Below are 25,737 nucleotides of genomic sequence, written 5' to 3'. Positions count from 1 at the left end.
TTTTCTGTACATCTGAAAACAAAAGACATCCTTCATTTTCATTTAGTCATCCTTGTTGAAGGTAGTTTACTTATGCTTCCTCATAAGCAATACCACTCTATGTAATATATTTCAGCAAAATTCTACAAACCCCATTGTAACATCAAACGGTTTCCAATTTGGATACATTTTTGTTACAGTTATGTTACATACCAGAAAAAAAGGAAAACGAGTTGACTATATTATCAACTCGTCCATTTCACCTTTTTTATTTATGTTCAGCTAACCATTCAGACACTTTTTTCGCATCTTCACCTTGAATAAGTCCTGGTGACATTGAACCGCGGCCTTTTTTAATAATCTCTTCGATATCTGCAGCGTCGTACTTACCGCCTACTTTTCTTAAATCAGGTCCAGTTGCCCCTGATAAATCTGTTGCGTGACATCCCGCACAACTTCTTTGGAAAATTTGTTCTGCGCTGTCTGTGCTTGCAGACTGTTTCGAAGACTTACTCTCTTCTTTATTTCCGCATGCTCCTAAAGCAAAAACAACCGATGTCCCTAGCGCAATAGCCAACAATTTCTTTTTCACTTCTATCGCTCCCCATTGTTGATATTCTTTTTATTCCTAACACACTCATTTTCATTATAAGCATTATCTTTATATAGAAAAACTAAGGTGTATTTCATATTCCTCAAAAATACAGTGAGAACCTTGATAAAATAAAGCTTTCATAAGTTGTTTCAATTCTGTGAACAACTTAAAAAACTTCTATAAAGCATCCTTTTTAAAAGGAAAATTAGAAAAGTTCTATATAAATCTTTACCATATTACCGCTCTATTTTACTATTCTCTACTTTTTACAAAACAATATGCAGCATTGTAATCTACATATAATCTCATCAAAAAGAGAAGTTGTCGTTTCCAACTTCTCTTCCTCTTTACTTCATCTATAAAAATAAAATCAAATTCTTTATATCCTCTATTGTCCTCAGCATGCGCCAACAATTTCGTTGGCTTTTTTTCGCTTATTAGATGCGAGAACGTAAGTAAGCATCAATAAATGGATCAATCTCTCCATCCATAACAGCTTGTACGTTACCAACCTCCGTATTTGTACGATGGTCTTTTACAAGAGAATACGGGTGGAATACGTAAGAACGGATTTGGCTACCCCATCCGATTTCTTTTTGCTCTCCGCGAATTTCATCTAATTCTGCTTGTTGCTCTTCTAGTTTCTTTTGATATAATTTCGCTTTTAACATTTTCATCGCATGCTCACGGTTTTTAATTTGAGAACGCTCCGACTGACATGTTACAACCGTATTTGTCGGTGTATGTGTAATACGAACTGCTGAATCTGTCGTATTTACGTGCTGTCCACCAGCTCCACTTGCTCGGTACGTATCAATTTTTAAATCTTCTGTACGTACTTCGATTTCAACTTCATCATTGAACTCTGGTACAACTTCACAAGATACGAATGATGTATGACGACGCCCTGAAGAATCGAATGGTGAAATACGTACAAGACGATGTACACCTTTTTCTGCTTTTAAGTAACCGTAAGCGTTATGACCTTTAATTAATAAAGTTACACTCTTAATACCAGCTTCATCACCTGGTAAATAGTCAACCGTTTCTACTTTGAATCCGCGTTTTTCAGCCCAGCGTGTGTACATACGTAATAGCATAGAACCCCAGTCTTGTGACTCAGTTCCACCTGCACCTGGATGTAATTCTAAAATCGCATTATTTTTATCATAAGGATCACTTAATAGTAACTGAAGCTCATACTCATTCATTTCTTGAATTAAGCCTTTTACTTCTGATTCTAATTCCTCATGTAAATCTTCATCATACTCTTCTTTTAAAAGCTCATGCGTGATTTCTAAATTTTCGAACGTCTCATCTAACTGACGGAACTTTCCAACCATATCTTTTAACGCATTCGCTTCATTAATTACAGCTTGTGCGCCTTGTTGGTCATCCCAAAATCCTGCGCCCATCATTTTCTCTTCTAATTCTGCAATTTGTTTCTCCTTAGTAGGGAGGTCAAAGAGACCCCCTAAAAGCCGCTAATCGCTTAGCCATTTTCTCTAATTCCTGTCTAATTTCTACTAATTCCATTTCCTTCACCTCTATGTAATTGCTGTTACTTTCGTATGAAAACAAGGGAAACTCTCTCCACTTATTACGGAGAGAGTTTAATCCTTCTTAATTATACATTTTTGATATAAAAGTTTGCAAAACAGCCTAAGCTACCGTCCTATATTACTGAACGATACCACAGCAGTTTTTATATTTTTTACCGCTACCACATTTACATAAATCGTTGCGGCCCACTTGGTCACCTTTTACAACTGGCTTTTTCTTTGCTTCTTCTCCATCGCTAGAAGGATGAACAGCTTCACCTTGAACAACTTCTTGACGTTCTAAGTTTTGTTCAATTTCAGCTTTCATAATGTAACGAGAAATTTCCTCTTCAATAGAAGCAACCATTGACTCGAACATCGCGAATCCTTCCATTTGGTACTCACGAAGTGGATCGATTTGACCGTAAGCACGTAAATGAATACCTTCACGAAGGTGATCCATCGCATCAATATGCTCTGTCCATTTCGTATCTACAACGCGGAATACAACAACCTTCTCAAACTCACGCATTTGCTCTTCTGGCATAAGCTTTTCTTTTTCATTGTATCGCTCAATTAATTTCGCAATAATTGGCTCGCTCATTTCCTCAGGAGCAAGGCGACGTAATTCTTCTTCTTTTACATCTCCGTCTTGAAGAAGGTTTGTATTTAAGTAGTCAACAAGACCTTTAATGTTCCAATCTTCTTCAATTTCCTCTTGTGTATGAAGAGCAACAGCACGTTCTACTGTAGATTTCATCATACCTTCAATAATGCCGCGTAAGTTGTCAGACTCCATTACCTCTTGACGCTGTTTGTAAATAACTTCACGTTGCTGACGAAGTACATCATCATATTGCAGTAACTGCTTACGTGCATCATAGTTATTTCCTTCAACACGTTTTTGTGCAGATTCTACCGCACGAGAAACCATTTTACTTTCAATCGGCTGAGAATCATCCATACCAAGGCGGTCCATCATTGCTTTCATATTATCTGAACCAAATCGGCGCATTAATTCATCTTCCATCGATAAGTAGAACTGCGTAACACCAGGGTCCCCTTGACGACCAGCACGACCACGTAACTGATTATCAATACGACGACTTTCGTGACGCTCTGTACCGATAACTGCTAAACCAACGTTTTTCACATCGTCTCCAAGCTTAATATCTGTACCACGACCTGCCATGTTCGTCGCGATTGTTACAGCACCTTTAATACCAGCCTCTGCAATGATATCTGCTTCACGAGCATGGTTTTTCGCATTTAAGATGTTATGACGTACACCTTTACGCGTTAACATTTTTGAAATAAGCTCTGAAGTTTCAATTGCAACTGTACCTACAAGAACAGGTTGTCCTTTTTTATGACGATTTACAATATCCTCAACAACAGCATTGAACTTACCTTCCATTGATTTAAAGATTAAATCGGCACGATCATCACGAATAATCGGTTTGTTTGTCGGAATTACAATAACGTTCATATTGTAAATGTTACGGAATTCCTCTTCCTCTGTTTTCGCTGTACCAGTCATACCAGATAATTTTTCATACATACGGAAGTAGTTCTGGAATGTAATTGTTGCAAGCGTCATGCTTTCATTTTGAATTTCTACACCTTCTTTTGCTTCGATCGCTTGGTGTAATCCTTCGCTATAACGACGACCTTTCATAAGACGACCAGTGAATTGGTCTACAATTACGATTTCGCCTTCTTGTACAACATAATCTGTATCACGATGCATAACAACGTGTGCACGAAGCCCCTGATTAATATGGTGAAGAAGTGCTACATGTTTTAAATCGAATAAGTTTTCAATATGGAAAGCTTTCTCTGCTTTCGTAATACCATCTTCTGTTAGCATTACATTTTTCGTTTTCACATCAAATGAATAATCTTTTTCATTTTCTAACGTACGAACAAATGCATTTGCAAACATGTATAGCTCTGTTGATTTTTGAGCTTGTCCTGAAATAATAAGCGGCGTACGTGCTTCATCGACTAAAATAGAATCGACTTCATCGATAATAGCAAAGTGAAGTGGACGTTGAACGCACTGCTCTTTATATAAAACCATGTTATCACGTAAGTAATCGAATCCAAGCTCATTATTTGTGCTATACGTAATATCAGCAGCATAAGCCTCTTGTTTCTCTTCGCGTGACATACTATTTAAGTTAATTCCTACCGTTAAGCCAAGGAACTCATGAAGTTGTCCCATTTCGCTCGCATCACGTTGTGCTAAATATTCATTGACTGTAACAACGTGAACACCTTTTCCTGTTAAAGCATTTAAATATACAGGTAATGTAGATGTTAACGTTTTACCTTCACCCGTTTTCATCTCAGAAATATTCCCTTCATGTAAGGCAATACCACCCATTAACTGTACGCCATATGGACGCATTCCAAGAACACGAGTTGCCGCTTCGCGAACAACTGCAAAAGCTTCAGGTAGTAAATCATCTACTGTTTCACCTTTTGTTAGACGTTCTTTAAATTCAAGCGTCTTTCCTTTTAATTGTTCATCAGTTAGTGGCTTAATAGATGACTCTAATGCATCAATTTGCTCAACTGTCTTTTGCATACGTTTAATTTGGCGTTGATTTACATCAAACACCTTTTTTAAAATACCGATCATAGGAAATACGCTCCTCTTTTTATTAAAATAAAACTTCCGATTGTTCTTCTTTTTCTCTATTACAATCAGTCGTTATAAAAATCAAATGTATGTTATGCCAATTTTTCTCCTAATTAAAAAAACTAAAATGTATATACCTAATGATAATTGTAACACTTGTCTTATAACTATGACAACAATCGGCCGATTGTCTCGTTCTAAATTAAGAAAAGTTTTTTAAAAATCTATTTTCAGCAAAAAAAGCGCAGCCTCATTCGGCTGCGCTTTCGAATTATTATTTAGTTTCGATTAAACCATATTTCCCATCTTTACGGCCATATACAACATTAGTTTCGTTTGTATCAGCATTTGTGAAGACGAAGAAATTATGTCCTAGCATATCCATTTGTAGGATTGCCTCTTCAACGTCCATCGGTTTTAAATCGAATCGTTTTGTACGTACAAGTTCTAATTCATCTTCTTCTACCTCATCCAAAACAGCTACTGCTTCTGGAAGGATAAAGTTCGTTTTTATAGAACCTTTCTCACGTAACTTACGATTTACTTTTGTTTTATGTTTACGAATTTGTCGCTCAATTTTATCAACTACTAAATCGATAGCAGCGTACATATCGCTATTAGTTTCTTCTGCACGAAGTAATAAATCAGTAAATGGAATTGTTACCTCGACACGTTGCTTGTCAGAGTATACTTTTAAATTAACTTTAATCTCTGGGAATGTATCAAAATAACGCTCTAACTTACTTAGTTTTTTCTCTACATATTCCTTTAATGCTGGAGTTACTTCAATATTTTCACCACGAATGTTGAATTTCATAGATGAATTCCTCCTTTCAAGCCTATGTACTATAATTTCGACATTGGCTTAAAAACTCCTTCTAACTTTTTTAAAAAAATTAGTGGAATTGCGATTTTTTTATCGTTTTTTGTTGAAATGAAAAGATGCATCGTTTCTATCTTTATTTTATCCTATTAACATCGTGAATAACGAATATTTCTGTGGACAATTCGTTACAGAAAAGAAACAACTTTTTGACAACTTACCCTATAACAAAAACCCCTTGCGAAAAACAAGAGGTTCTACTACATATATATAACGTTGCCACAAACGCAGCTTTCTCTTCCCAAAATAATATACCCTACAGTTTCACAACATTAGCTGCTTGTGGTCCACGTGCTCCATCTACAATGTCAAACTCTACTTGTTGCCCTTCTTCCAATGACTTATACCCATCTTGTTGAATAGCAGAAAAATGGACAAATACATCGTCACCATCTTCACGCTCAATAAACCCAAATCCCTTTTCTGCATTGAACCATTTCACTCTTCCTTGCATGTTCATTCCATTCCCTTCACTCTAAAAATCAGGGCATTCGCCCCATATTTTGACTATAACGAATGACAATATATGAAGTCAAAGAAGACTTATCGCCTTTTTATTATCCCTTTCGACACTGTCATATTAACTTCTACAAAGTGTCAAACTAGATACTTCCCTTGCCCCTCTTTCATATAACAAACTTCCGATTTGCCTAACTGTAATCCCTGTCGTATACACGTCATCAACGAGTAAAATATGTTGCCCAGAAAACATCTCTTCTCCCTGAAAATAAAAAGGATTGCTTCCTGACACCCTTTCTTTACGTGTCTTCTTACTTTGCTTTTCTGTTTCCCTTCTTCTTAATGATGGATAAGAAATTTTGACAGGCAAACAAGTTGCTAATAACTCAGCTTGATTAAAACCACGTTCAATTTCCCTTTCCTTACTAAGCGGAACAGCGATAACAGTTGAAACATTGGCAAAACACTTTTGAAATAAACTTCGAAAAGGACGATAAAAAATGTGCACTAACTCTGCATCCCCCCGAAACTTAAACTGCGCTACTATTTCTTTCATCTCATCATCATACATATATAACGAACGGTTTTTAAAAGAACGATACTTCTCCTCTTTCATCCACCTTATACAATCTATACAAATACCGTCTTCTTGAAATGAGGCAGGAACAAATTCTAAAGGTCGCCCGCACTCCATGCAAATTTCTCCTATAATATAGGAAAGTTTCTGCTCACATCTATCACATATATATTTTCTATGACACTTTACAAAAAAAGTGTACCAACTAACCTTTTCTACAAAACACTCATCACAAAGTAAACAATGCATTAATCGATCAATCCTTGTTCTTTCGCATTTTTATTCATACCTTGAATATGTTTTTTCGCGCGCACCATCGCCTCTGTCTTGCCATAGTGAAAATAAATGACCTCTCCATATGGTGCTTCAAAGCTCCGCCCTGCTCGGCCCGCAATTTGTACGAGCGCACTTTCTGAAAATATTTCTTCTTCCGCCCCTAAAACTGCAACTTGCAAATTTTTCACCGTTACGCCTCGCTCTAAAATTGTCGTTGTAACTAATAATGGGATTTCTCCCTTTCTGAACGCTGCGACTTTCTCTTTTCTCATCGGATCTTCTGCATGTACCCCTTCAACTTTATTATGCAATGATTTCAATAACGAGCTTATTTCTTCTATATATCGTACATGGGGAACGAATAAAAAAACAGGATACTTTTTGTTTAAGTACATCTTTAACCATTGTAGTAAAACTCGAGGAATTCTTTCACGGTTGAGGCTTTTCTTCCAATTTCCGCACCAGCAAAATAGAGGAACTGGCAACGGATGACGGTGATATCGTCCAGAAACAATAACACCTTTTTGTTCACCTTTTCTAAATTTTCGCTTCCACGTTTCATCTGGAGTCGCAGTTAAATAAATACGCGCCGCTTTTTCTTTCATCGCTTGTTTTACCGCGTACTGTAACATTTGATCTGCACAATATGGAAAAGCATCTATCTCATCTACAACTATGACATGAAACGCCCTATAATAACGTAATAATTGATGCGTGGTCGCAACGACTAGTACTGCATCTTTTTCTTTATCTACACTCCCTCCATATAAAGCCACTACCTTTATATATGGAAATACTTCTTGTAATCTCGGTGCTAATTCCAAAACAACATCCGTTCTTGGCGTTGCGATACAAACTCTTTCTCCTTTTTGAAGCGCTTCGTTAATACCGTAAAACAACATCTCTGTTTTCCCAGCCCCGCATACAGCCCAAATAAAAAATGATTCTTTTTGCTTAATAGCCTCTATAACTCCTTGCGCCGCCAAATCTTGTCCAGCAGACAACGTCCCGTTCCACTGTAACAAGTTTAAATTCTTTTCTCTCTTTCTTTCAGCAATCCCTCGAACAAGTACAGCACATTCACTTACCCTCCCCATCGTTATACACTTCCGGCAATATGTGCACACTTTACTGCACCTTTTACATAAAAACGACGCAAATAGCCGCCGATCTACATTTCCACATCGTTGGCACATATATTTAGAATTCTTCTTTTTTACACCTTGTACACATATGACCTCTCCCTTCTTTTTCAAATCATTTAATTCCCTCTGTAAACCTGAAGAAATTTCTTCTAGTAGCAACTGTTTCCCCGCTACCATCAACAATCACCTCCAGCACTACTATAAACCTTTCTCATCATCTCGTAAAAACTCAAAAAAGCCGATAACCTACTTATAAAATAGTAAGCTATCGACTTTATACACTTGTTTTATTCTTTTATAAATCCTAGAATCGACCGTATCCTAAGAAATGTTTTTTGTTATACGAACTGTTAATATCACCGTACGCAATTCCTTTATCACTAGCATGGATCATTTGGCCATTACCAACATAAATACCAATGTGAGATGGACCTGCTTTATAAGTACCTTGGAAGAATACTAAGTCTCCTGGTTGTGGGCTATCTACTTTAGAAACTGAGTTCCAGTAACCCCTAACGTCTTGACGACCTACACCAAAAATGTAAGAAATGAATCCACTACAGTCAAAACCACCGTTTGATGGAGATGCACTTCCCCAAACATATGGTAAACCTAAGTAGCTTTGTGCTTTACCAATTACGCCACCCACATTTGGAGCTGGCTTTTTCTCTTCTTGTTTAGGTGCTTCTTTCTTAGGCTCTTCTTTTTTTGGTTCCTCTTTTTTAGGTTCTTCTTTTTTAGGCTCTTCTTTTTGAGATTGTCCACCATTGTTTGCTGGTGCAGCTTGTTCTGCAGGTGCTGGCTGAGCTTGTGCAGCTTTAGCAGCTTGCTCTGCTTGTTTTTGAGCAGCAGCTTCTTGTGCAGCTTTTGCTTGTGCTTCTTCTTCTGCAATGCGTTGTAATTGCAGTGCTTGTTTCTCAAGCTCTTTCAATTGACCTTCCGTACTTGTCATTGAAGTTACAACTGTATCCATTTTACCGCTTAAATCGTTTACCGCTGCTGCTTTTTTCTCTTTTTCAGCGTCAAGTTCTTTCTTAGCAGTTTCAATTTGAGCTTGTGCTTCTTTTAATTCTTTTTGTTTCTCTTTTACCGTTGCAACATCTTTTTTCACACTAGCTTGGTCTTCTTGTTGTGTTTTCATGATATCTTCATCAGACTCAAGAATTTTAGAAACAGAAGTTAAACGATCAACTAAATCTGCAACGTTTTTAGAGTTTACAAGAACTTCTGTTACAACGTTCGTATTTGGTTGTTCTTGAAGTGCAACTAAACGCTTTCTTAATAGCTCTTCACGTTTTGCAATCTTTGTTTGTAATTCTGCAATATCTTTATTTTTCTTTTCAATTAATTGCTCAGTATCAGAAACTTTTTTCGTTGTTTCATCAAGCTTTGCAGCATTCTCTTGAACAGATTTATCTAAACCTTGAATTGTTTTGTTTAAGTCATTCATTTGTTTTTGTAATTCATCACGTTCTTGTTGTTGTTTATGTAAAGTGTCATTTTGTGTATTAATTTGTGATTTCACGTCAGAAATTTTATCTTCTGCAAATACATTTGGTGTTAGCCCAGAAAACATTAACCCTGCAACTAATGCGCAAGATGTCATTTTTAGCTTTTTCATTTTATTTTTTACACCGCTTTCTTTTTTCTTTTTCCGTATATAACCTATAAAATTTATACCATAATTCGGGATTTTTTTTGCTAATGTTACGTTTTTGTAAAACAAATGTAATATTATATGTAGCTCTAGCGCAAAATGCGTATATTTTTGTATGTATGTGTAGAAATTTACATACTTTTCTCACTTCTATAAATAAAGAAAAAACGTAAGGAATCCCTTACGTTTTATTAAATATACGAATACAAATGAAATGCTACTTCATCCATTTCTCAGCCCAATTTTGGACCTCATCCATAACACTTTCTAACGCTTTTCCCTTGTCAGTTAAGCCATACTCGATTCGAACTGGTACTTCTGGATAGACATTACGAACTACAATGCCCTCGCTTTCCAATTCCTTCAAACGCTCTGACAACATACGATCGCTCATATTTGGGATAATATCTGCGATTTCTCTAAAACGTTTCGACTCTTCAAGCAAAGATTTAATAATTAAGCCAGTCCACTTCTTACTAAGCAGAGTAAAAGCTGACTCAAACTTTGGACATAAACAAGAATTATGCTCCATATGTTTCACCTCTCTTCTATTATAATATAGTTTCTTGTAAAAAGTAAGTTATAAAACTTTCCTCATTATTTTATTTTACCATTTCCAAATATTAACTTGTCAACTAAACGTAACATACCCGTAAAAAAACCCTCTTAAAAAGAGAGCTTTTTATATCTTTATTACTTCGTATACCATCCAAGACCTAATGCACCTTCACCTAAGTGCGTACCAATTACAGCTCCAAAATAACCTGTACGAATTGTGACGTGAGGATATTTTGCTTCTAATTCTTTCTTCCATTCATTCGCTTCTTCTTCACGTTGCGCATGAATGATAACTGCTTCCATAGGTACACCTTTACTTGCTTGCTCATCAAAAATTTCAATGATACGTTTTAATGCTTTTTTGCGTGTACGAATCTTTTCAAACGGAATAATGATTTTATCTCTAAAATATAAAACTGGCTTCACTTGTAACAGACTGCCGATGAAAGCTTGCGCGCTATTCAATCGACCACCACGCTGTAAATGATGTAAATCATCAACTACAAAATAGGCGTCCATCGTTTTCTTCATTTCATCAAAACGAGCGATAATCTCTTTTGGGTTCTTTCCTTCACTTACTAACTTTGCACCTTCACGCACATAAAATCCTTGTACTTCACAACTAATTTCAGAGTCATACGTGTATACATCAATACCCTCTACCATCTGTCCAGCTGTCGTTGATGTTTGATATGTACCACTAATTCCACTTGATAGGTGAATACTAATAACTGCATCATAATCTTTAGCTAGTTCTTCATATAGCTCAACAAACTTTCCGATTGCTGGCTGAGAAGTTTTTGGAAGTTCCTCTTGTTCACGTACTTTCACATAAAAATCATCTGCTGAAATTTCAGCTTCTTCTTGATAAGATTCTGTTCCAAACACAACGTTTAATGGAATCATATATATATTGAGTTCATCACGAATTTGCTTCGGTATATATGCCGTACTATCAGTAACAATAGCTATTTTCATTTTCGTACCTGCCTTATAAAAAGTTTTATTTCCTAATTTTACACGAAAACTACAAATGGTGCATCCATACATGAAAATGCCGGTTGAAATTATACCACCATCTCGACAAATTACAACAAAAAGATAAAATACTCACCAAAAACTTCAGTGTATTTAGAAAAAATGTTTGAATATAAAAAGGCTCGCTTTTAAAATGGAAAGTACTAGTCATTTTGATAGATAGGGGCGTACACAAGTGCTATTACAATATTTAACAATCAAAGGCTACGGCGAACACGAAATTGTCATTCAAAAATCAAGATTTATTTGTTATATTAGCCGAGCAACGACTGAGGAAGAGGCTCAAGAATTTATACAAAAAATAAAAAAACAACATTGGAATGCAACACATAATTGTTCCGCTTATTTAATTGGCGAACAAGATCATATTCAAAAAGCAAACGATGACGGCGAGCCTAGCGGTACAGCTGGCGTACCAATGCTAGAGGTACTTAAAAAACGCGGACTAAAAGATACCGTTGTTGTCGTAACACGCTATTTTGGTGGCATTAAACTTGGCGCAGGTGGATTAATTCGTGCATATGGAAAGTGTACAAGCGAAGGCATTAATCATGTCGGTGTTGTCCAGCGAAAACTAATGCGTGTGATGCAAACCGAGATTGATTACACATTACTTGGCAAAGTGGAAAATGAATTACGTAATTCAAAATATGCCATTAAAGATATACATTATCTAGAAAATGTCACATTTGATACGTATGTAGAAGAAGACGGCAAACAAGCATTTACAGATTGGATGATTGAATTAACAAACGGGAAATGTACAATTATAGAAGGAGATATGTTGTACTTAGAACAAGATGTTATCTAAGCATAACCCTATTTATCACCTTCAAAGATTAATGTAGTGAATTACTTCCCTACAAATGAACTAACGAACTAAGGAGATTATATATGGAAGAACGTTATTATCATCTCCAAAATAGCAGAATAAAAAAGAAGCGAAGAAGGAAACTTTTCTTCTTCCTTATTTTCGCATTTTTATTTGGCAGTATAGGAGTTTATGTGTTAAATTCTTACTCTTCTCTTATGGGGATATATAGTGGTTTTACTCGTGAAAAATCAGATTTAAGAGACAAGGATGTAGAAATTACAAAAGAACCTTTTACAATTCTCATTATGGGTATAGAAGATTATGCGACAGACGGTCAAAATGGTCGTACAGACTCATTAATGTTTGCAACAGTCAATCCAAAAACGCAAAAGATTTCACTTATGAGTATTCCTCGTGATTCTCGAGTTAAAATTGTTGGCAAAAATAAGGAAGACAAAATTAACGCTGCCCATGCTTACGGCGGAGAAGAAATGGCAATCAAAACTGTCGAAGGCTTTCTAAAAGTTCCTGTAGACCATTATCTTAAAATTGATTTCCAAGGCTTTAAAGGTATCGTTGATGCTGTTGGCGGCGTTACCGTTGACGTACCCTTCGATTTCTGGGAGCGCTCTGACGTGGATTACTACAAAAAAATTCAATTTAAGCAAGGACAGCAAAATTTAAACGGTGAAGAAGCACTTGCTTACGTCCGTATGCGAAAGCAAGATCCAAATGGCGATTATGGTCGAGCTGCTAGACAAAGACAATTACTAGCCGCTGTTGCTCATAAACTAAACTCCACCTCTACTGTATTTAAAATTAAAGATTTAACAGCTGTCGTTGGAAAATATATAAAAACCGACATTCCTATTTCAGACGGACTCGCTCTTTACAATAAAATTTCTGGATTTGATCCTTCTACAATGCAAACGTTAAAGCTTGAGGGCGAAGACAAAAAAATAGGCGGTATTTATTACTTCCTTCCAGATCCAATCAGTGTAGAAACGGTGCGTAAAGAAATTGAAAAAGAATTAGGAGAAAAAGCAAAAAATCCAGCTACAAAAAACAACTCAAATCCTGATTCAAATTCAAGTTCTAACTCTAACGAACAAACAAAAAAAGAAACAAACCAAAATAAAACACCAACTGATCCGCCACCTTCTACAAATGCTCATGCAGAGTGGATTATGCGCAATCAGCCGTAAAAAAAAGCCCAATCTATCCGATTGGGCCCTTTTTATTTACTTATTAAAGTGTTGTAAAATTGCTTCTACAATGCGCTCTGATGCACGACCATCACCGTAAGGGTTAGATGCTTTCGCCATCTTATCATGAGCTTCTTTATCTGATAACAACTCATCAGCAAGGCCAAAGATTGTCTCTTCGTCTGTTCCTGCTAATTTCAGCGTACCTGCTTCAATACCTTCAGGGCGCTCTGTTGTATCACGAAGAACAAGAACTGGTACACCAAGTGATGGAGCTTCTTCTTGTACACCACCAGAATCCGTTAACATTAAGTATGAACGAGCTGCAACATTGTGGAAATCAATTACATCTAGCGGCTCAATTAAATGAATACGGTTATGTTCACCTAAAATTTCATTTGCTATTTCACGAACAACAGGGTTCATATGAACAGGGTAAACAACTTGTACATCTTCATGCTTATCTACAAGACGCTTAATTGCACGGAACATATTACGCATCGGTTCACCTAAGTTTTCACGACGGTGAGCTGTCATAAGTACAAGACGATCATTTCCAAGTTTCTCTAGTACAGGATGACTATATGTTTCTTTTACAGTCGTTTGTAGCGCGTCAATCGCTGTATTTCCTGTAATGAAAATACGTGACTCATCTTTATTTTCCTTCTGTAAGTTCGTTGCTGATTTTGCTGTTGGTGAGAAATGAAGATCCGCCATTACACCTGTTAATTGACGATTCATCTCTTCTGGGTATGGAGAATACTTATCCCACGTACGAAGGCCCGCCTCAACATGACCTACTGGAATTTGATTATAAAAAGCAGCTAAGCTTGCAATAAATGTTGTTGTTGTATCACCATGTACAAGTACAATATCCGGCTTCGCTTCTTTCATTACTTTATCTAAACCTTCTAAACCACGCGTTGTAACATCAATTAAAGTTTGGCGGTCTTTCATGATATTTAAATCGAAATCTGGCGTAATTCCAAAGATACTTAATACTTGATCTAACATTTGGCGATGTTGTGCTGTTACAGTCACAATCGATTCAATTTTTTCTGGGTGTTTTTGCAACTCTAATACAAGAGGTGCCATTTTAATTGCTTCTGGACGTGTCCCGAAAATTGTCATTACTTTTAAACGTTCAGTCATGTGATTGCCTCTTTTCTTTCACTAATTACAGCTTCTATTATGACATATAAAAATATGCATGAGTACTTCCCTTTTTAACGCATAACAGAAACTTTTCTATTACAAATACTTTTTCTTCCCACCGAGTAATAATCTATCTTTTGTTTCTTAACATCTTCATCAGTATAACAATTTCTCCCATCAAATAAAATAGGCTCCCTCATAAGTTGTACGTACTTTTCTAACGGATAAGTTTGAATATCTTCCCATTCTGTTACGATAAAAACCGCACTCGCATCTCTAATCGATTCATCTATACATCTACTATATTGTATAGCATCTCCAAATATATTTTTCACATATTGAATTGCTTTTGGGTCGTAAAGAACAATTTCTGCACCTATATTAAGTAATGCTTCTATTATAATAAGAGATGATGCCTCTCTAATATCATCCGTATTCGGTTTAAAGGATGCGCCAAGAACTGCAATCCGCTTTTTACTCATGTTCATAACTTTTTTCGCTTTTTCAATCAATAGCAGCTGTTGCTTATTATTTACTTCAATAACCGCTTTTAACAAACGAAAATCATGAGCAACATTTCCCGCAATTTGCACCAGCGCTTTCGTATCTTTCGGAAAACATGACCCTCCGTAGCCAATGCCCGCATTTAAAAAAGATGCACCAATTCTCTTATCCATTCCCATCCCTTTGGCAACATCCAATACATTCGCGCCTACCTTCTCACATATATTTGAAATTTCATTAATGAAACTAATCTTTGTAGCTAAAAAGGCATTCGACGCGTATTTAATCATCTCCGCACTTTTAATATCTGTAACATACGTTTCTAAACATAATTCACTATACAAACTCTCTACTCTTCTTGCTACTTCCTCACTATCCGCTCCAATTACAATACGATCTCCATGAAAGAAATCATAAATACCTGAACCTTCACGCAAAAACTCTGGATTCGATACGATATGTACTGTATGCCTCCCTTTTAACTTCTCCTCAATCCATCCCTTCATTACATCATTTGTACCTACTGGAACTGTACTTTTCGTAACAACAATAATATCGTTCGTCGCATATAATCCAATATCGTTACAAGCACTCTGAATATACGTTAAATCTGCCGTCCCATCTAATAAAGGTGGGGTTCCAACTGCAATAAATATAAACTCTACATCATCAAATGCTTCTTCTTTATTTGATGTAAAAGTTAAACCATTATTCTCATATGCATAATTTATTAATTCATGTAATCTGGCCTCATAAATAGGTAAATCCCCTTGTTTTATCCGTTCAATTTTTTCATTATCTATATCAAAACATATAACTGAATGCCCCAATTTTGCCAATCCTACTCCTGTAATCAACCCAACATATCCAGTACCTACTATCGTAATTTTCATTTCTTTTTCGCACAGGAATTTACAATAGAAAAGATATGAAAATTAGAATTCTCCCTGCGCTTCCCCCTCTCACATTAAAAATGAGAAAACCCTTTTCCTTTTTCATTATATGAATTACTTCTCTTATTTTTTTTAAAGTTTTTGTAAAATTAAATGCACTATAAAGTAAAACTTAATCAGTAAGAATGAGGCTGCCAGTTCACGCGTGATAAATTCCCACATTTTAACACGAGACTTACTCATTTCTACGTGCAACACTTATAATACTGAAATAAAAGTATTCACTATCGAAGAAAAAAAGAAAATGTCACATTCCAAGGTTCAGTACGATTAACCTTCTTATATGATTCAACATTCTATATACAATTGTCATATATTTTATTCGCTTCCATTAACCGTAAAATGAAAAAAAGATTGAATTCTAATCTTTTTGTGATACCATATGTTATGAGCCTGTAAACAAACATCATAATTTTCAGATAAATATATTTTCAAAAAAAAAAATTACGTTAGACTATAAAGGGTGGGGTATTAATGGACTCACAAGTGATTTATGCCATTTTGGCATCTTTCATCACTGTACTTGTCGTTACTCCTTTAGTTATTAAATTAGCTTTTAAAATAGGAGCGACAGATAAGCCAAACGCACGTAAAGTGCACCAAAAGATTATGCCACGTCTTGGCGGGTTAGCAATATTTATTGGTGTAGCTGTAGGATTTGTTGTCGGTGGCTTATATGAACAAAGAATGTTATCGATAACGCTAGGTGCAATTATCATTGTAATCATCGGAATTTTAGATGATATGTACGAGTTATCTGCGAGAGTAAAATTCGGTGGACAACTGTTAGTTGCCATTATGATTGTAAAAAGTGGATTATTAGTGCAAGTATTATATATCCCATTCATTGGGGATACTGAACTTGGATGGCTTGCTTATCCAATTACAGTATTTTGGCTTGTAGGTATTACGAATGCAATCAACTTAATTGACGGCTTAGATGGATTATCTGCTGGGATTTCATCTATCGTACTTGCAACGCTAGCATATATGGCCTTCACTAGCCCATGGGGTACTGGAACAGCTATTATATTGCCACTTGCATTAATTATATTAGCAAGTACAATTGGATTTTTATTCTACAACTTCCATCCAGCAAAAATTTTCATGGGAGATACAGGAGCACTATTTTTAGGATACTGTATTTCTGTTATATCGTTACTTGGATTATACAAAAGTGTAACGTTATTCAGTTTTATCGTTCCAATTATCATTTTAGGTGTACCTATATTTGATACGATATTTGCAATCATCCGTCGTATCGTAAATAAAAAACCTATTTCAGCACCAGATAAATCGCATTTACATCACCGCTTACTTGCAATGGGATTCTCTCATCGCAAAACGGTACTAATTATATACGCATTCGGTATTTTCTTTAGTGTAAATGCCATTATTTTCACTACTGCAACGTTATGGTTATCCATTATTCTTCTTTTCGCTTTGATTTTCTTCACAGAAATCATCGCTGAAATAATCGGGCTTGTACATGAACGCTACAAACCAATCATTTCCTTTTATAAAAAAGTGAAAAAACGCGAAGACTAATTGTAGTATAACCTTTTCAATTATGAAATATTCAAATAGCATCCTCTTTCTTATAAGAGGATGCTATTTTTTATTCCTCATTTTATATTTCCAAAATATAGATTGTTTGAGAGTTCCTCTATTGGAGAAAGATATACATAATAAGAAAAGTATCAAGTTTTCTTTTTTACATCTTGATTGTCAAACTGAGGGTGAATGTTATGATCAAGCGAATATTTCAATGTATTATTTTATTTTTAACGATTACTATGTACGCATCATCTAATACTGAAGCAACAACTGTTATTCCTGCTGAATATCATCCAAATACTGAAACAACTTCTCCTACACAAAAAATTGCGTACTTAACATTTGATGACGGGCCAAACAAATATACTACACAAATTTTAAACATCTTAAAAGAAAAGAACGGCAAAGCAACTTTCTTTGTTATTGGCGGAAAAGTGCCGCATTACACAAAAACGATGCAACGATTAATTAAAGAAGGACATTATATCGGGCTCCACAGTATGTCACATGATGTAAAACGCCTTTACACTGGTGACCCCTCCACTCTAATTGCAGAAATGGAGCAAACACAAAGCATTGTCCAGCAAGTTACGAAATTAAATACACATCTCGTTCGCGTTCCATATGGTAGTATGCCTTACTTAAAAAAGAATTACCGTGACGCACTTGTATCGGCCCAGTATAAAATGTGGGATTGGACGATCGATACATACGATTGGAAAAGCTATGACAATCCTTCTGCCATACTCGAAAGAGTACGTAATCAAAGTGATGAACAAGTCGAAGTCATTTTAATGCATGATTCGAGTGTAACCGTACAAATACTGCCAAAAGTAATTGATTATTTACAGTCACAAGGATACAAACTTCTTCCCTATAATCCTTCTTCTCATCTCAAGGTGAATTTTTGGAAAGACACAAGATTGTAACAGCTTTAGTGCCTATGTGCTAAAGCTGTTTTATTTTTCTCTTCCCACCCTTCCCATTTTTGTGTAAAATTTTAAATAGTGATGAAGTTTCGAGGTGAATAGAAATGAAACGAATAGATCTCATTTTTAACGCAATACAAAAAGGCAATTATACAGAAGGTGTAACCGCATCAGAACTCGCTACATTTCTGCAACTAGATCGTGCCAATGTAAGTAGCGATTTAAACAAACTTGTAAAAGATAAACGTTTATTAAAAACAAATACGCGACCTGTTCGTTTTTACATAGAAACGAACACTTCGTTGGAAACGCATTCAAAAGACATAACTTCATTGGATACATTTGCAATTGAAAATACGAGCCTTAAAATTGCAATTGAAAAAGCGAAAGCTTCTATTCTCTATCCTCCAAACGGTATGCATACTTTACTACTGGGAGAAACAGGGGTCGGAAAGTCTATGTTTGCTTCTTTAATGCACGAATATGCAATTGAAGTTGAACAGCTTCCCAAAGATGCACCATTTATCGTCTTTAACTGTGCTGATTATGCAAATAATCCACAGTTACTACTCGGGCAATTATTTGGGATTAAAAAAGGAGCTTATACAGGAGCAAGTGATCAAAAAGGGTTAATTGAAAAAGCACATGAAGGAATTCTTTTCTTAGATGAAGTACATCGCCTGCCTCCAGAGGGACAAGAAATGCTTTTCACCTTTATTGACCGCGGAGTATACCGCCGCCTTGGAGAAACAGAGAACGAACGTAAAGCACAAGTATTAATCATTACTGCAACAACAGAAGAACCAAATTCATTTTTATTAAAAACATTTACAAGACGTATACCTATGACTGTTACGCTGCCACCACTTCGTGAGCGTACACATAAAGAGCGCTTTGCTTTACTACAGCTATTTTTCACAAATGAAGCAATTCGTCTGCGAAAAGACATTCACGTTAGCCCAAATGCAATGCGTGCTTTCGTCTTTTACAATTGTCCCAATAACATCGGTCAATTAAAAACAGATGTTCAAATTGCATGTGCGAAAGCCTATTCTGATTTGGTCACAAAGAAACGTGATTCTGTCTATGTTTCAAGTACAGATTTACCTTGGTATATGAAAGAAGGGTTGTTCATTGAAAGAAAGAGCCGTCACTTATACCAAATACCAAATGAAACATTTGTATTTACAGGTGAGGAAGGTTGGAGTAATCATAAAACAGAAGATGAAAAACGCTCTTCTATTTACGATTATATTGATTATAAATACGAAGAACTTCAAGCACGTGGTATTGAAGAGGAAGAATTAGAATTACTAATAGAAAATGATGTTCAAAGCTTTTTCGTACAATATTTTAACCAAATATCAAAAAAAACAAGCCATGAAAATGTTTTTAAAATTGTGGATCGTAATATCGTTTCCGTATGTGAAAAAATAGCCGAACTTGCTGAAAAGCATTTATCTAAGACGTTTGATGAAAAAGTATTTCTCGCTTTAAGTTTACATGTACAGACAACTCTACAACGTTTACAAAGCGGAAAACAAATACATCACCCACAATTAAATCAAATTCGTACGAAATATAAAGAAGCTTTTTCCGTAGCTATGCAATGCATTCAACTACTGGAGGAAGAATTACAAATAACAATGCCTATTGATGAAGCTGGCTTTTTAACAATGTTCTTCGTTGTTGATCCAATTCCTGCCTCACAAACAGAAGTAAAAGTATTAATATTAGCACACGGTAATGGCATCGCAACTGAAATGGCAAACGTTGCAAACGAACTTCTCGGCATTGAGGAAGTAACCGGTATTGATATGCCGTTACACGAATCACCGAAAGATTTCTTAGAACGTGTGAAAGTGTATATGAAAACACTACAAAATGTAAATGGGCTTCTCTTACTCGTTGATATGGGGTCACTTGCTTATATCGGTGACATATTAGAAACGGAGTTCAAAATCCCTGTACGTGTTCTCTCGATGACGAGCACACCACACGCACTAGAAGCAGCTCGAAAAGCCCAGCTCGGTTATTCATTAGATGCGCTATATGAAACAGTAAAAAATTTAACACCGTTTTACTTAAACGTACAAGAAGAAAAGAAAAAACCTCTCTCTCCAATGAAATCTGTTATTTTAACAGCTTGTTTAACTGGTGAAGGAAGTGCTTTAGCTATTCAAAAAATGTTAGAGAACTATTTACGATTCGATAAAGACTTAATTGAAATTATTCCGATTAGTATCGTCCATGAAAAAGATTTGACGAAAATGATCGAGAACATAAAAAAAGAGCGTAACATCATTTGTATCGTCACGAATTTCGATGTGCAAGTGCCGTGCTTAACATATCATTTCCAAGACATCGTAAACTACACAGCCATTCAGCCCATTCAAGAATTAATTACGTATGAAGAAACATATGCAAAAATGGAGGATATTCTTGAACAACAAATGCAACGTAACGATGGGGCATTACTGATCAAAACAATTCGTTACGCATTAAATACAATTCAAGAATTAATTTCCTTACAGCTAACTCCTGATAGCTTAATGGGTGTTATTCTGCATATGAGCTGTATGGTTGACCGTCTCCAAAAAGGAGAAAGCCTTCTTCCTCATCCTGATAAGGAGAAAAGGAGACAAGATGAATACTGGATGTATATGAAAGTAAAAAAAGCATTGCAACCAATTGAAAATACATTTGAAATACAAATACCAGATGACGAAGTATTTTACGTTATGGACTTCTTTATTAAAAATCAACCTGTGAAAAATTAATTGAGGCAGTTTTTAAAAATATCGACCGTAACGCAAGTTATATCCGCGATTATTGAAATATATCGGCGCAACTCAGATTATATCAGCGATTTACCGACAATAATCGCTAAAAACTAGCATCTTATATAATGAGAAAAGGCTGTTCCAACATATGGACAGCCTTTTCCTCTACTTCTTTACTTTTCTAACTCGCCCTCTTATTTCTCCCCTTTTTTGTGATTTCGTATGGACATTAACATATACATTTGCTTGAATAATTTCTTGAAGTAAATGTACAAATGATTTCCCTTGTAAAGGTCCCTCAAAATCCTCTACATTCACTACACCAGTAATACTTCCCTCGTTCAAGCTAATCCCTTGCTCCAGTGGACCATACAAATATAAAACAACAGGACCAATTTGAGTAGACTTCCCTAAATGAATTTGACACGATGTAACCTTTTCTATATTTTTTAGTATTACTCTGTAATGCAATTTCGTTAAATCATCACTAAAAATAAACTCTGCTACCCCAAAAGCTTCTGTATTTACAGGAGGCACTTCCCTCTTACCTGTTAACCTGGCAAAGAAATGTGTTGTCATAAGGCATTCTCCTTATATAAATTTCCCAGCACTACTTCTACTACTTTATGGTTTAGACATAATCATTTATGACTTTTTCAATTTTAATTACAAAGAAAAGATTCACAAAATCTTTACATTAGAATCATTCCTTTTGCTTTACCACTTCTTGTATAATGCACATAGAAAAACATTATAGGAGGTTATTTTGAAAAAAAACAAACACACCTTTCACACATTATTAGAGATTTTTCTCGTCTCATTTAAATTAGGACTTACTTCATTCGGCGGTCCTGTCGCTCATCTCGGTTATTTCCACCACGAATACGTGCAAAAAAGAAAATGGATGGATGAACGAAGCTATGGAGATTTAGTAGCATTATGTCAATTCCTTCCTGGTCCTGCCAGCAGTCAAGTCGGTATGGGCGTTGGATTATTAAGGGGCGGGCTTTTAGGAGCTATTATTTCATGGATTGGATTCACTTTACCGTCTGTCCTTGTTTTGGTTTTCTTCGCCTCATTCCTTAATCAGTTCGATCTTGGAAGTGCTGGCTGGATTCATGGACTCAAACTTGTAGCAGTCGCTATTGTCGCTCATGCCATATGGGGAATGGCGCAAAAGTTAACTCCAGATCGCAACCGTGCGACGATTGCGATTGTAACTGCCGCAATCGCCTTATTATGGCCAAGTAGCTGGACGCAAGTGATCCTCATTATAATATGTGGCTTTATCGGCTGGTTTTTATATCGCAACCAACCAATTAGCCAATCTCAAAATATAAAAGTACCTATTTCAAAAAAAATAGCAGTTTTTTGTCTCGTCTTATTCTTTGGACTATTACTACTGCTACCAATATTAAGACCGTTCTCTTATTACATCGCTTTATTTGATAGTTTCTATCGCTCTGGCGCACTTGTATTTGGAGGAGGACACGTCGTGCTGCCCCTTCTTGAAGGTGAGTTCGTACAAAACGGGATGATGACGAAAGAACAGTTCCTAGCTGGATACGGATTAACACAAGCAGTACCAGGACCACTATTTACATTCGCCTCTTATATAGGAGCAGTGTTAAACGGGACGCTTGGGGCAACACTCGCAACAATTGCGATTTTCCTCCCTGCTTTCTTACTCGTTATTGGTGTTTTACCATTTTGGAACAGTGTGAGAAAAATATCTTTCATACAAGGCGCACTACTTGGAGTCAATGCCGCTGTTGTCGGTATTTTAATTGCCGCTTTTTATGATCCTATTTGGACGAGTACAATTATAAATGCTTCAGATTTCGTTTTCGCTTCGCTTCTTTTTTGCTTACTAGCTTTTTGGAAAACGCCACCTTGGGTTATCGTTATACTGGGAGCCTTTGGCGGATATATTCTGTCCATTTTATAAATAGAAAAAAAGACGGCATGATATAGCCGTCTTTTTTTCTATTAAAACTTTACAAGCTCTACCCCTTCTGGCAACTCACTCTCTGTTAAAATACGCAATTCCTTCACACGATCCATTACGTAAGAAGAACGCTTCACAAGCTCTGGATCAATATATGCTGGATGAACCATAATTTCTACCGTTTGTTCACCTTGTACTCTTTCTTTTAACTTCACAAAGTAATCTTCCGTCACACCATCCGCATAAAAGTCACTGTAAAACACATCAGAAAATGGATGCACCGCTCTATCTTCCTCACAACGACGAATCGGAACATTATATTTAGCCGCTAATCTCTCAAGAACATCATGTAAAATCGGTAAACCATGCACATGATGATGACTATCTAAATGAGTTGGTGTTAATCCGTAAGATAAAAACTTCTCAATTTGAGCAGTCCATTCTCTCTCAACTTCTTCTGGATTTATATTCCCTTCCCTTACAACACTTTGTTTATGAAACGATCCGTTTTCCCCTACAAGTGACGGTACATCCTTTAACAGTGGTTCTCCTGCCGTTAATACGAGATGTACGCCTACTCCGAGTAGGTTGTACTCTTTCGCTAAGCGTACCGCATGCTCTGTTCCTGGCATATTCATCATCATCGTCGTTGAATTTACAAGTCCATTTATATGCCCATCAATAATGCCGTAATTTGTACCTTCTGTAAGACCGAAATCATCTGCATTTACAATTAACTTAATCATCATAATACCTCCTAATAGAATAAAAAAAGCGGGCTAAATAGCGCCGCTTTTACTTCTCTACCTTTTTGAAGAACTGCGGAAGATACTCTTTATGTGCTTCCAACATTTCATCTAAAATTTGTTTTGCAACTTTATCTGATGGTACAAGTGGATTGATTGTCATAGCAAGCAGCGCCTTATGATAATCCCCTGTAACAGCAGCTTCAATTGTTGTGCGCTCGAATGATTTAATTTGTTGTACTAAACCGCGAACTGGTACTGGAAGGTCTCCAACTGCAATTGGTTTTGGGCCTTCTTTCGTAATAATACAGTTCACTTCAACAGCTGAATCATGTGGTAAGCTTGCAATTGTTCCGTTGTTTCGTGTATTAACAGGCTGGATATCACCTTTATTATTGTAAATAGACGTAATTAAGCTACATGCTGCATCACTATAATAAGCTCCGCCACGTTTTTCTAATTGTGGTGGTTTAATATCTAAGTTCGGGTCTTTATATAACTCAAATAAATCATTTTCTAATTGTTTTACTACTTCTGCACGTGTACCTTTTTCAACAGAAGCTTCTTTCTCTTCTTCTAACATTTCACGTGTTTTGTAGTAGTAACGGTGGTATGGACATGGAATTGCACGAAGTCCTCGAATAAAGTCTGGTTCCCAGTTAAGCGCTGCGATATTTTCCATCGTAATTTGCTTTTCTGGATCTGTCACAAGCTCTAACACACGGTCCATTACACTCACGCCATCTAAATATACGTCTAATCCATATACCATATGATTTAAACCTGCGAAATCAACGTGAACACGACTCGCATCTACTTCAAGTAATTTTGCAAGACCCATACGAATTCCGATTGGAACGTTACATAGACCAACTACTCTTTGAATATTTGTATAACGAAGAACAGCTTCTGTTACCATACCAGCTGGATTTGCAAAGTTAATTAACCATGCATTCGGACAGAGCTCCTCCATATCTTTACAAATATCTAAAATAACAGGAATCGTTCTCAACGCTTTGAATAAACCACCAGGACCATTCGTTTCCTGACCGATTACATCATATTTTAATGGGATTGCTTCATCTTTTGCACGTGCTTCTAATAAACCAACGCGAAGTTGTGTTGTTACGAAGTCAGCATCTTTTAATGCCTCGCGACGATCAAGTGTTAAATGTACCTCGATTGGTAAACCTGATTTTTTCACCATACGTTTCGCTAAGTTACCAACGATTTCTAACTTTTCTTTTCCTGCCTCAATATCTACTAACCAAATTTCACGAACAGGCAGTTCATCATAACGCTTAATAAATCCTTCAATTAACTCTGGTGTATAACTAGATCCACCGCCGATTGTAGCAATTTTAATTCCAGTCATGCTTTATTCCCCTTTCGCTTCAAGCTTTTTATAAAGATCGATAAACTCTGCTGCTAATTCTTTCACTGTAATCGCATTCATTAAATGATCTTGTGCGTGAATTAAAAGAACACTAACCTCTGTTTTTTCTCCTCTTGCTTCTGATTGTATGAGCTCTGTTTGGAAATGATGCGCTTCATTAATCGCTTCTTTTGCCTTTACCATCGCTTCATCTGCTTCTACCATTTTCCCCTGTTTGGCAAATTGAAGTGCCTCCATCGCAAAGCTTCGTGCGTTACCACTATTTAAAATCAATTGGAATGGAATTTGTTCTGCTGTAGTCATCATAATTACCGCCCTCTCTATAAGGTTCAACCGATTTAAATACCCCTTCAGTTTGAACATTTCTATTAAAGTATGAATTTATTAATGAT

22 protein-coding genes are annotated in these 25,737 nt (G+C 36.2%); 6 read left to right on the top strand and 16 right to left on the bottom strand.

The genetic code is table 11. The annotated features are described in order from the left end of the window. Window positions 1-247: 247 nt before the first annotated feature. The 10 genes from cccB to ACUN13_RS19650 form a co-directional block, all read right to left on the bottom strand. Complete coding sequence (cccB, locus tag ACUN13_RS19695) at window positions 248-571, bottom strand: cytochrome c551 (RefSeq protein WP_000727971.1); 324 nt, start codon at window positions 569-571, stop codon at window positions 248-250. Window positions 572-1,011: 440 nt separating this feature from the next. Beyond that, window positions 1,012-2,110, bottom strand: a protein-coding gene (prfB, locus tag ACUN13_RS19690; RefSeq protein WP_096001716.1) for a peptide chain release factor 2 whose coding sequence is annotated in 2 segments (ribosomal slippage) — window positions 1,012-2,037 and window positions 2,039-2,110 — 1,098 coding nt in all. Because the reading frame shifts where the segments join, the coding sequence is not laid out codon by codon here. Window positions 2,111-2,254: 144 nt separating this feature from the next. After that, the gene (gene secA, locus ACUN13_RS19685) at window positions 2,255-4,762 is read right to left on the bottom strand and encodes a preprotein translocase subunit SecA (RefSeq protein ID WP_000579385.1); all 2,508 of its coding nucleotides are present in this window, start codon (window positions 4,760-4,762) and stop codon (window positions 2,255-2,257) included. A gap of 274 nt (window positions 4,763-5,036) precedes the next feature. Next, window positions 5,037-5,579 (bottom strand): ribosome hibernation-promoting factor, HPF/YfiA family, encoded by a 543-nt coding sequence (gene hpf, locus ACUN13_RS19680; protein ID WP_000671185.1) that lies wholly within the window; start codon window positions 5,577-5,579, stop codon window positions 5,037-5,039. Window positions 5,580-5,901: 322 nt separating this feature from the next. Then, complete coding sequence (cspC, locus tag ACUN13_RS19675; RefSeq protein WP_001990088.1) at window positions 5,902-6,099, bottom strand: cold shock protein CspC; 198 nt, start codon at window positions 6,097-6,099, stop codon at window positions 5,902-5,904. A gap of 126 nt (window positions 6,100-6,225) precedes the next feature. Then, window positions 6,226-6,930 carry a ComF family protein gene (locus ACUN13_RS19670; RefSeq protein ID WP_013142274.1) on the bottom strand — a complete coding sequence of 235 codons (705 nt, stop codon included), beginning with the start codon at window positions 6,928-6,930 and terminating at the stop codon, window positions 6,226-6,228. Then, complete coding sequence (gene comFA, locus ACUN13_RS19665) at window positions 6,930-8,279, bottom strand: ATP-dependent helicase ComFA (protein ID WP_257115774.1); 1,350 nt, start codon at window positions 8,277-8,279, stop codon at window positions 6,930-6,932. Before comFA ends, ACUN13_RS19670 begins: the two co-directional genes overlap by 1 nt. A gap of 127 nt (window positions 8,280-8,406) precedes the next feature. Next, the gene (locus ACUN13_RS19660; RefSeq protein ID WP_107992274.1) at window positions 8,407-9,828 is read right to left on the bottom strand and encodes a C40 family peptidase; all 1,422 of its coding nucleotides are present in this window, start codon (window positions 9,826-9,828) and stop codon (window positions 8,407-8,409) included. Window positions 9,829-9,976: 148 nt separating this feature from the next. After that, window positions 9,977-10,291 carry a winged helix-turn-helix transcriptional regulator gene (locus ACUN13_RS19655; RefSeq protein ID WP_000400857.1) on the bottom strand — a complete coding sequence of 105 codons (315 nt, stop codon included), beginning with the start codon at window positions 10,289-10,291 and terminating at the stop codon, window positions 9,977-9,979. A 161-nt stretch (window positions 10,292-10,452) separates the two neighbouring features. Continuing rightward, the gene (locus ACUN13_RS19650) at window positions 10,453-11,295 is read right to left on the bottom strand and encodes a DegV family protein (protein ID WP_025921785.1); all 843 of its coding nucleotides are present in this window, start codon (window positions 11,293-11,295) and stop codon (window positions 10,453-10,455) included. A gap of 235 nt (window positions 11,296-11,530) precedes the next feature. On the opposite strand from ACUN13_RS19650, the gene ACUN13_RS19645 reads away from it, so the two are divergent. Next, window positions 11,531-12,166 carry a YigZ family protein gene (locus ACUN13_RS19645; protein ID WP_063538078.1) on the top strand — a complete coding sequence of 212 codons (636 nt, stop codon included), beginning with the start codon at window positions 11,531-11,533 and terminating at the stop codon, window positions 12,164-12,166. An 83-nt stretch (window positions 12,167-12,249) separates the two neighbouring features. Continuing rightward, a complete protein-coding gene (locus ACUN13_RS19640; RefSeq protein WP_098582800.1) occupies window positions 12,250-13,374 on the top strand; it encodes an LCP family protein in 1,125 nt (374 codons plus the stop codon). 36 nt (window positions 13,375-13,410) lie between these two features. On the opposite strand, the gene wecB is transcribed toward ACUN13_RS19640, so the two are convergent. Together wecB and ACUN13_RS19630 are read right to left on the bottom strand one after the other, a co-directional pair. Beyond that, window positions 13,411-14,526 (bottom strand): non-hydrolyzing UDP-N-acetylglucosamine 2-epimerase, encoded by a 1,116-nt coding sequence (gene wecB / locus ACUN13_RS19635; protein WP_000140145.1) that lies wholly within the window; start codon window positions 14,524-14,526, stop codon window positions 13,411-13,413. Window positions 14,527-14,600: 74 nt separating this feature from the next. Next, a complete protein-coding gene (locus tag ACUN13_RS19630; protein WP_257115775.1) occupies window positions 14,601-15,926 on the bottom strand; it encodes a UDP-glucose dehydrogenase family protein in 1,326 nt (441 codons plus the stop codon). 534 nt (window positions 15,927-16,460) lie between these two features. On the opposite strand from ACUN13_RS19630, the gene ACUN13_RS19625 reads away from it, so the two are divergent. The 3 genes from ACUN13_RS19625 (at window position 16,461) to ACUN13_RS19615 (ending at window position 21,252) form a co-directional block, all read left to right on the top strand. Next, complete coding sequence (locus tag ACUN13_RS19625) at window positions 16,461-17,534, top strand: glycosyltransferase family 4 protein (RefSeq protein ID WP_000378318.1); 1,074 nt, start codon at window positions 16,461-16,463, stop codon at window positions 17,532-17,534. Between the two features lie 200 nt (window positions 17,535-17,734). Continuing rightward, on the top strand, window positions 17,735-18,472 hold the full coding sequence (locus ACUN13_RS19620) for a polysaccharide deacetylase family protein (protein ID WP_017674311.1): 738 nt from the start codon (window positions 17,735-17,737) through the stop codon (window positions 18,470-18,472). Window positions 18,473-18,576: 104 nt separating this feature from the next. Next, a complete protein-coding gene (locus ACUN13_RS19615) occupies window positions 18,577-21,252 on the top strand; it encodes a PRD domain-containing protein (protein WP_257115776.1) in 2,676 nt (891 codons plus the stop codon). Between the two features lie 168 nt (window positions 21,253-21,420). Here ACUN13_RS19615 and exsM read toward each other — a convergent pair whose 3' ends face one another. After that, window positions 21,421-21,834: an exosporium regulatory protein ExsM gene (gene exsM, locus ACUN13_RS19610; RefSeq protein WP_000207046.1), complete on the bottom strand. Its 414-nt coding sequence runs from the start codon at window positions 21,832-21,834 to the stop codon at window positions 21,421-21,423. A 187-nt stretch (window positions 21,835-22,021) separates the two neighbouring features. Between exsM and ACUN13_RS19605 the strand changes: the two genes are divergently transcribed. After that, window positions 22,022-23,203 (top strand): chromate transporter, encoded by a 1,182-nt coding sequence (locus tag ACUN13_RS19605; RefSeq protein ID WP_445423929.1) that lies wholly within the window; start codon window positions 22,022-22,024, stop codon window positions 23,201-23,203. A gap of 41 nt (window positions 23,204-23,244) precedes the next feature. Here the strand turns inward: ACUN13_RS19605 and chbG are convergent, their stop codons facing one another. From chbG to ACUN13_RS19590, 3 genes are read right to left on the bottom strand one after another with little or no spacing between them, the layout of a single operon-like run. Then, a complete protein-coding gene (gene chbG, locus ACUN13_RS19600) occupies window positions 23,245-23,949 on the bottom strand; it encodes a chitin disaccharide deacetylase (RefSeq protein WP_000593497.1) in 705 nt (234 codons plus the stop codon). Between the two features lie 49 nt (window positions 23,950-23,998). Continuing rightward, entirely contained in the window at window positions 23,999-25,324 is a 1,326-nt protein-coding gene (gene celF / locus ACUN13_RS19595) for a 6-phospho-beta-glucosidase (RefSeq protein WP_000145750.1), read from the bottom strand. 3 nt (window positions 25,325-25,327) lie between these two features. Then, the gene (locus tag ACUN13_RS19590) at window positions 25,328-25,651 is read right to left on the bottom strand and encodes a PTS lactose/cellobiose transporter subunit IIA (RefSeq protein WP_000989059.1); all 324 of its coding nucleotides are present in this window, start codon (window positions 25,649-25,651) and stop codon (window positions 25,328-25,330) included. Window positions 25,652-25,737 lie beyond the last annotated feature (86 nt).

The sequence above is a fragment of the Bacillus cereus group sp. Bce041 genome (genome assembly GCF_052646455.1).
This window is presented reverse-complemented; position numbering and strand designations above follow the sequence as displayed.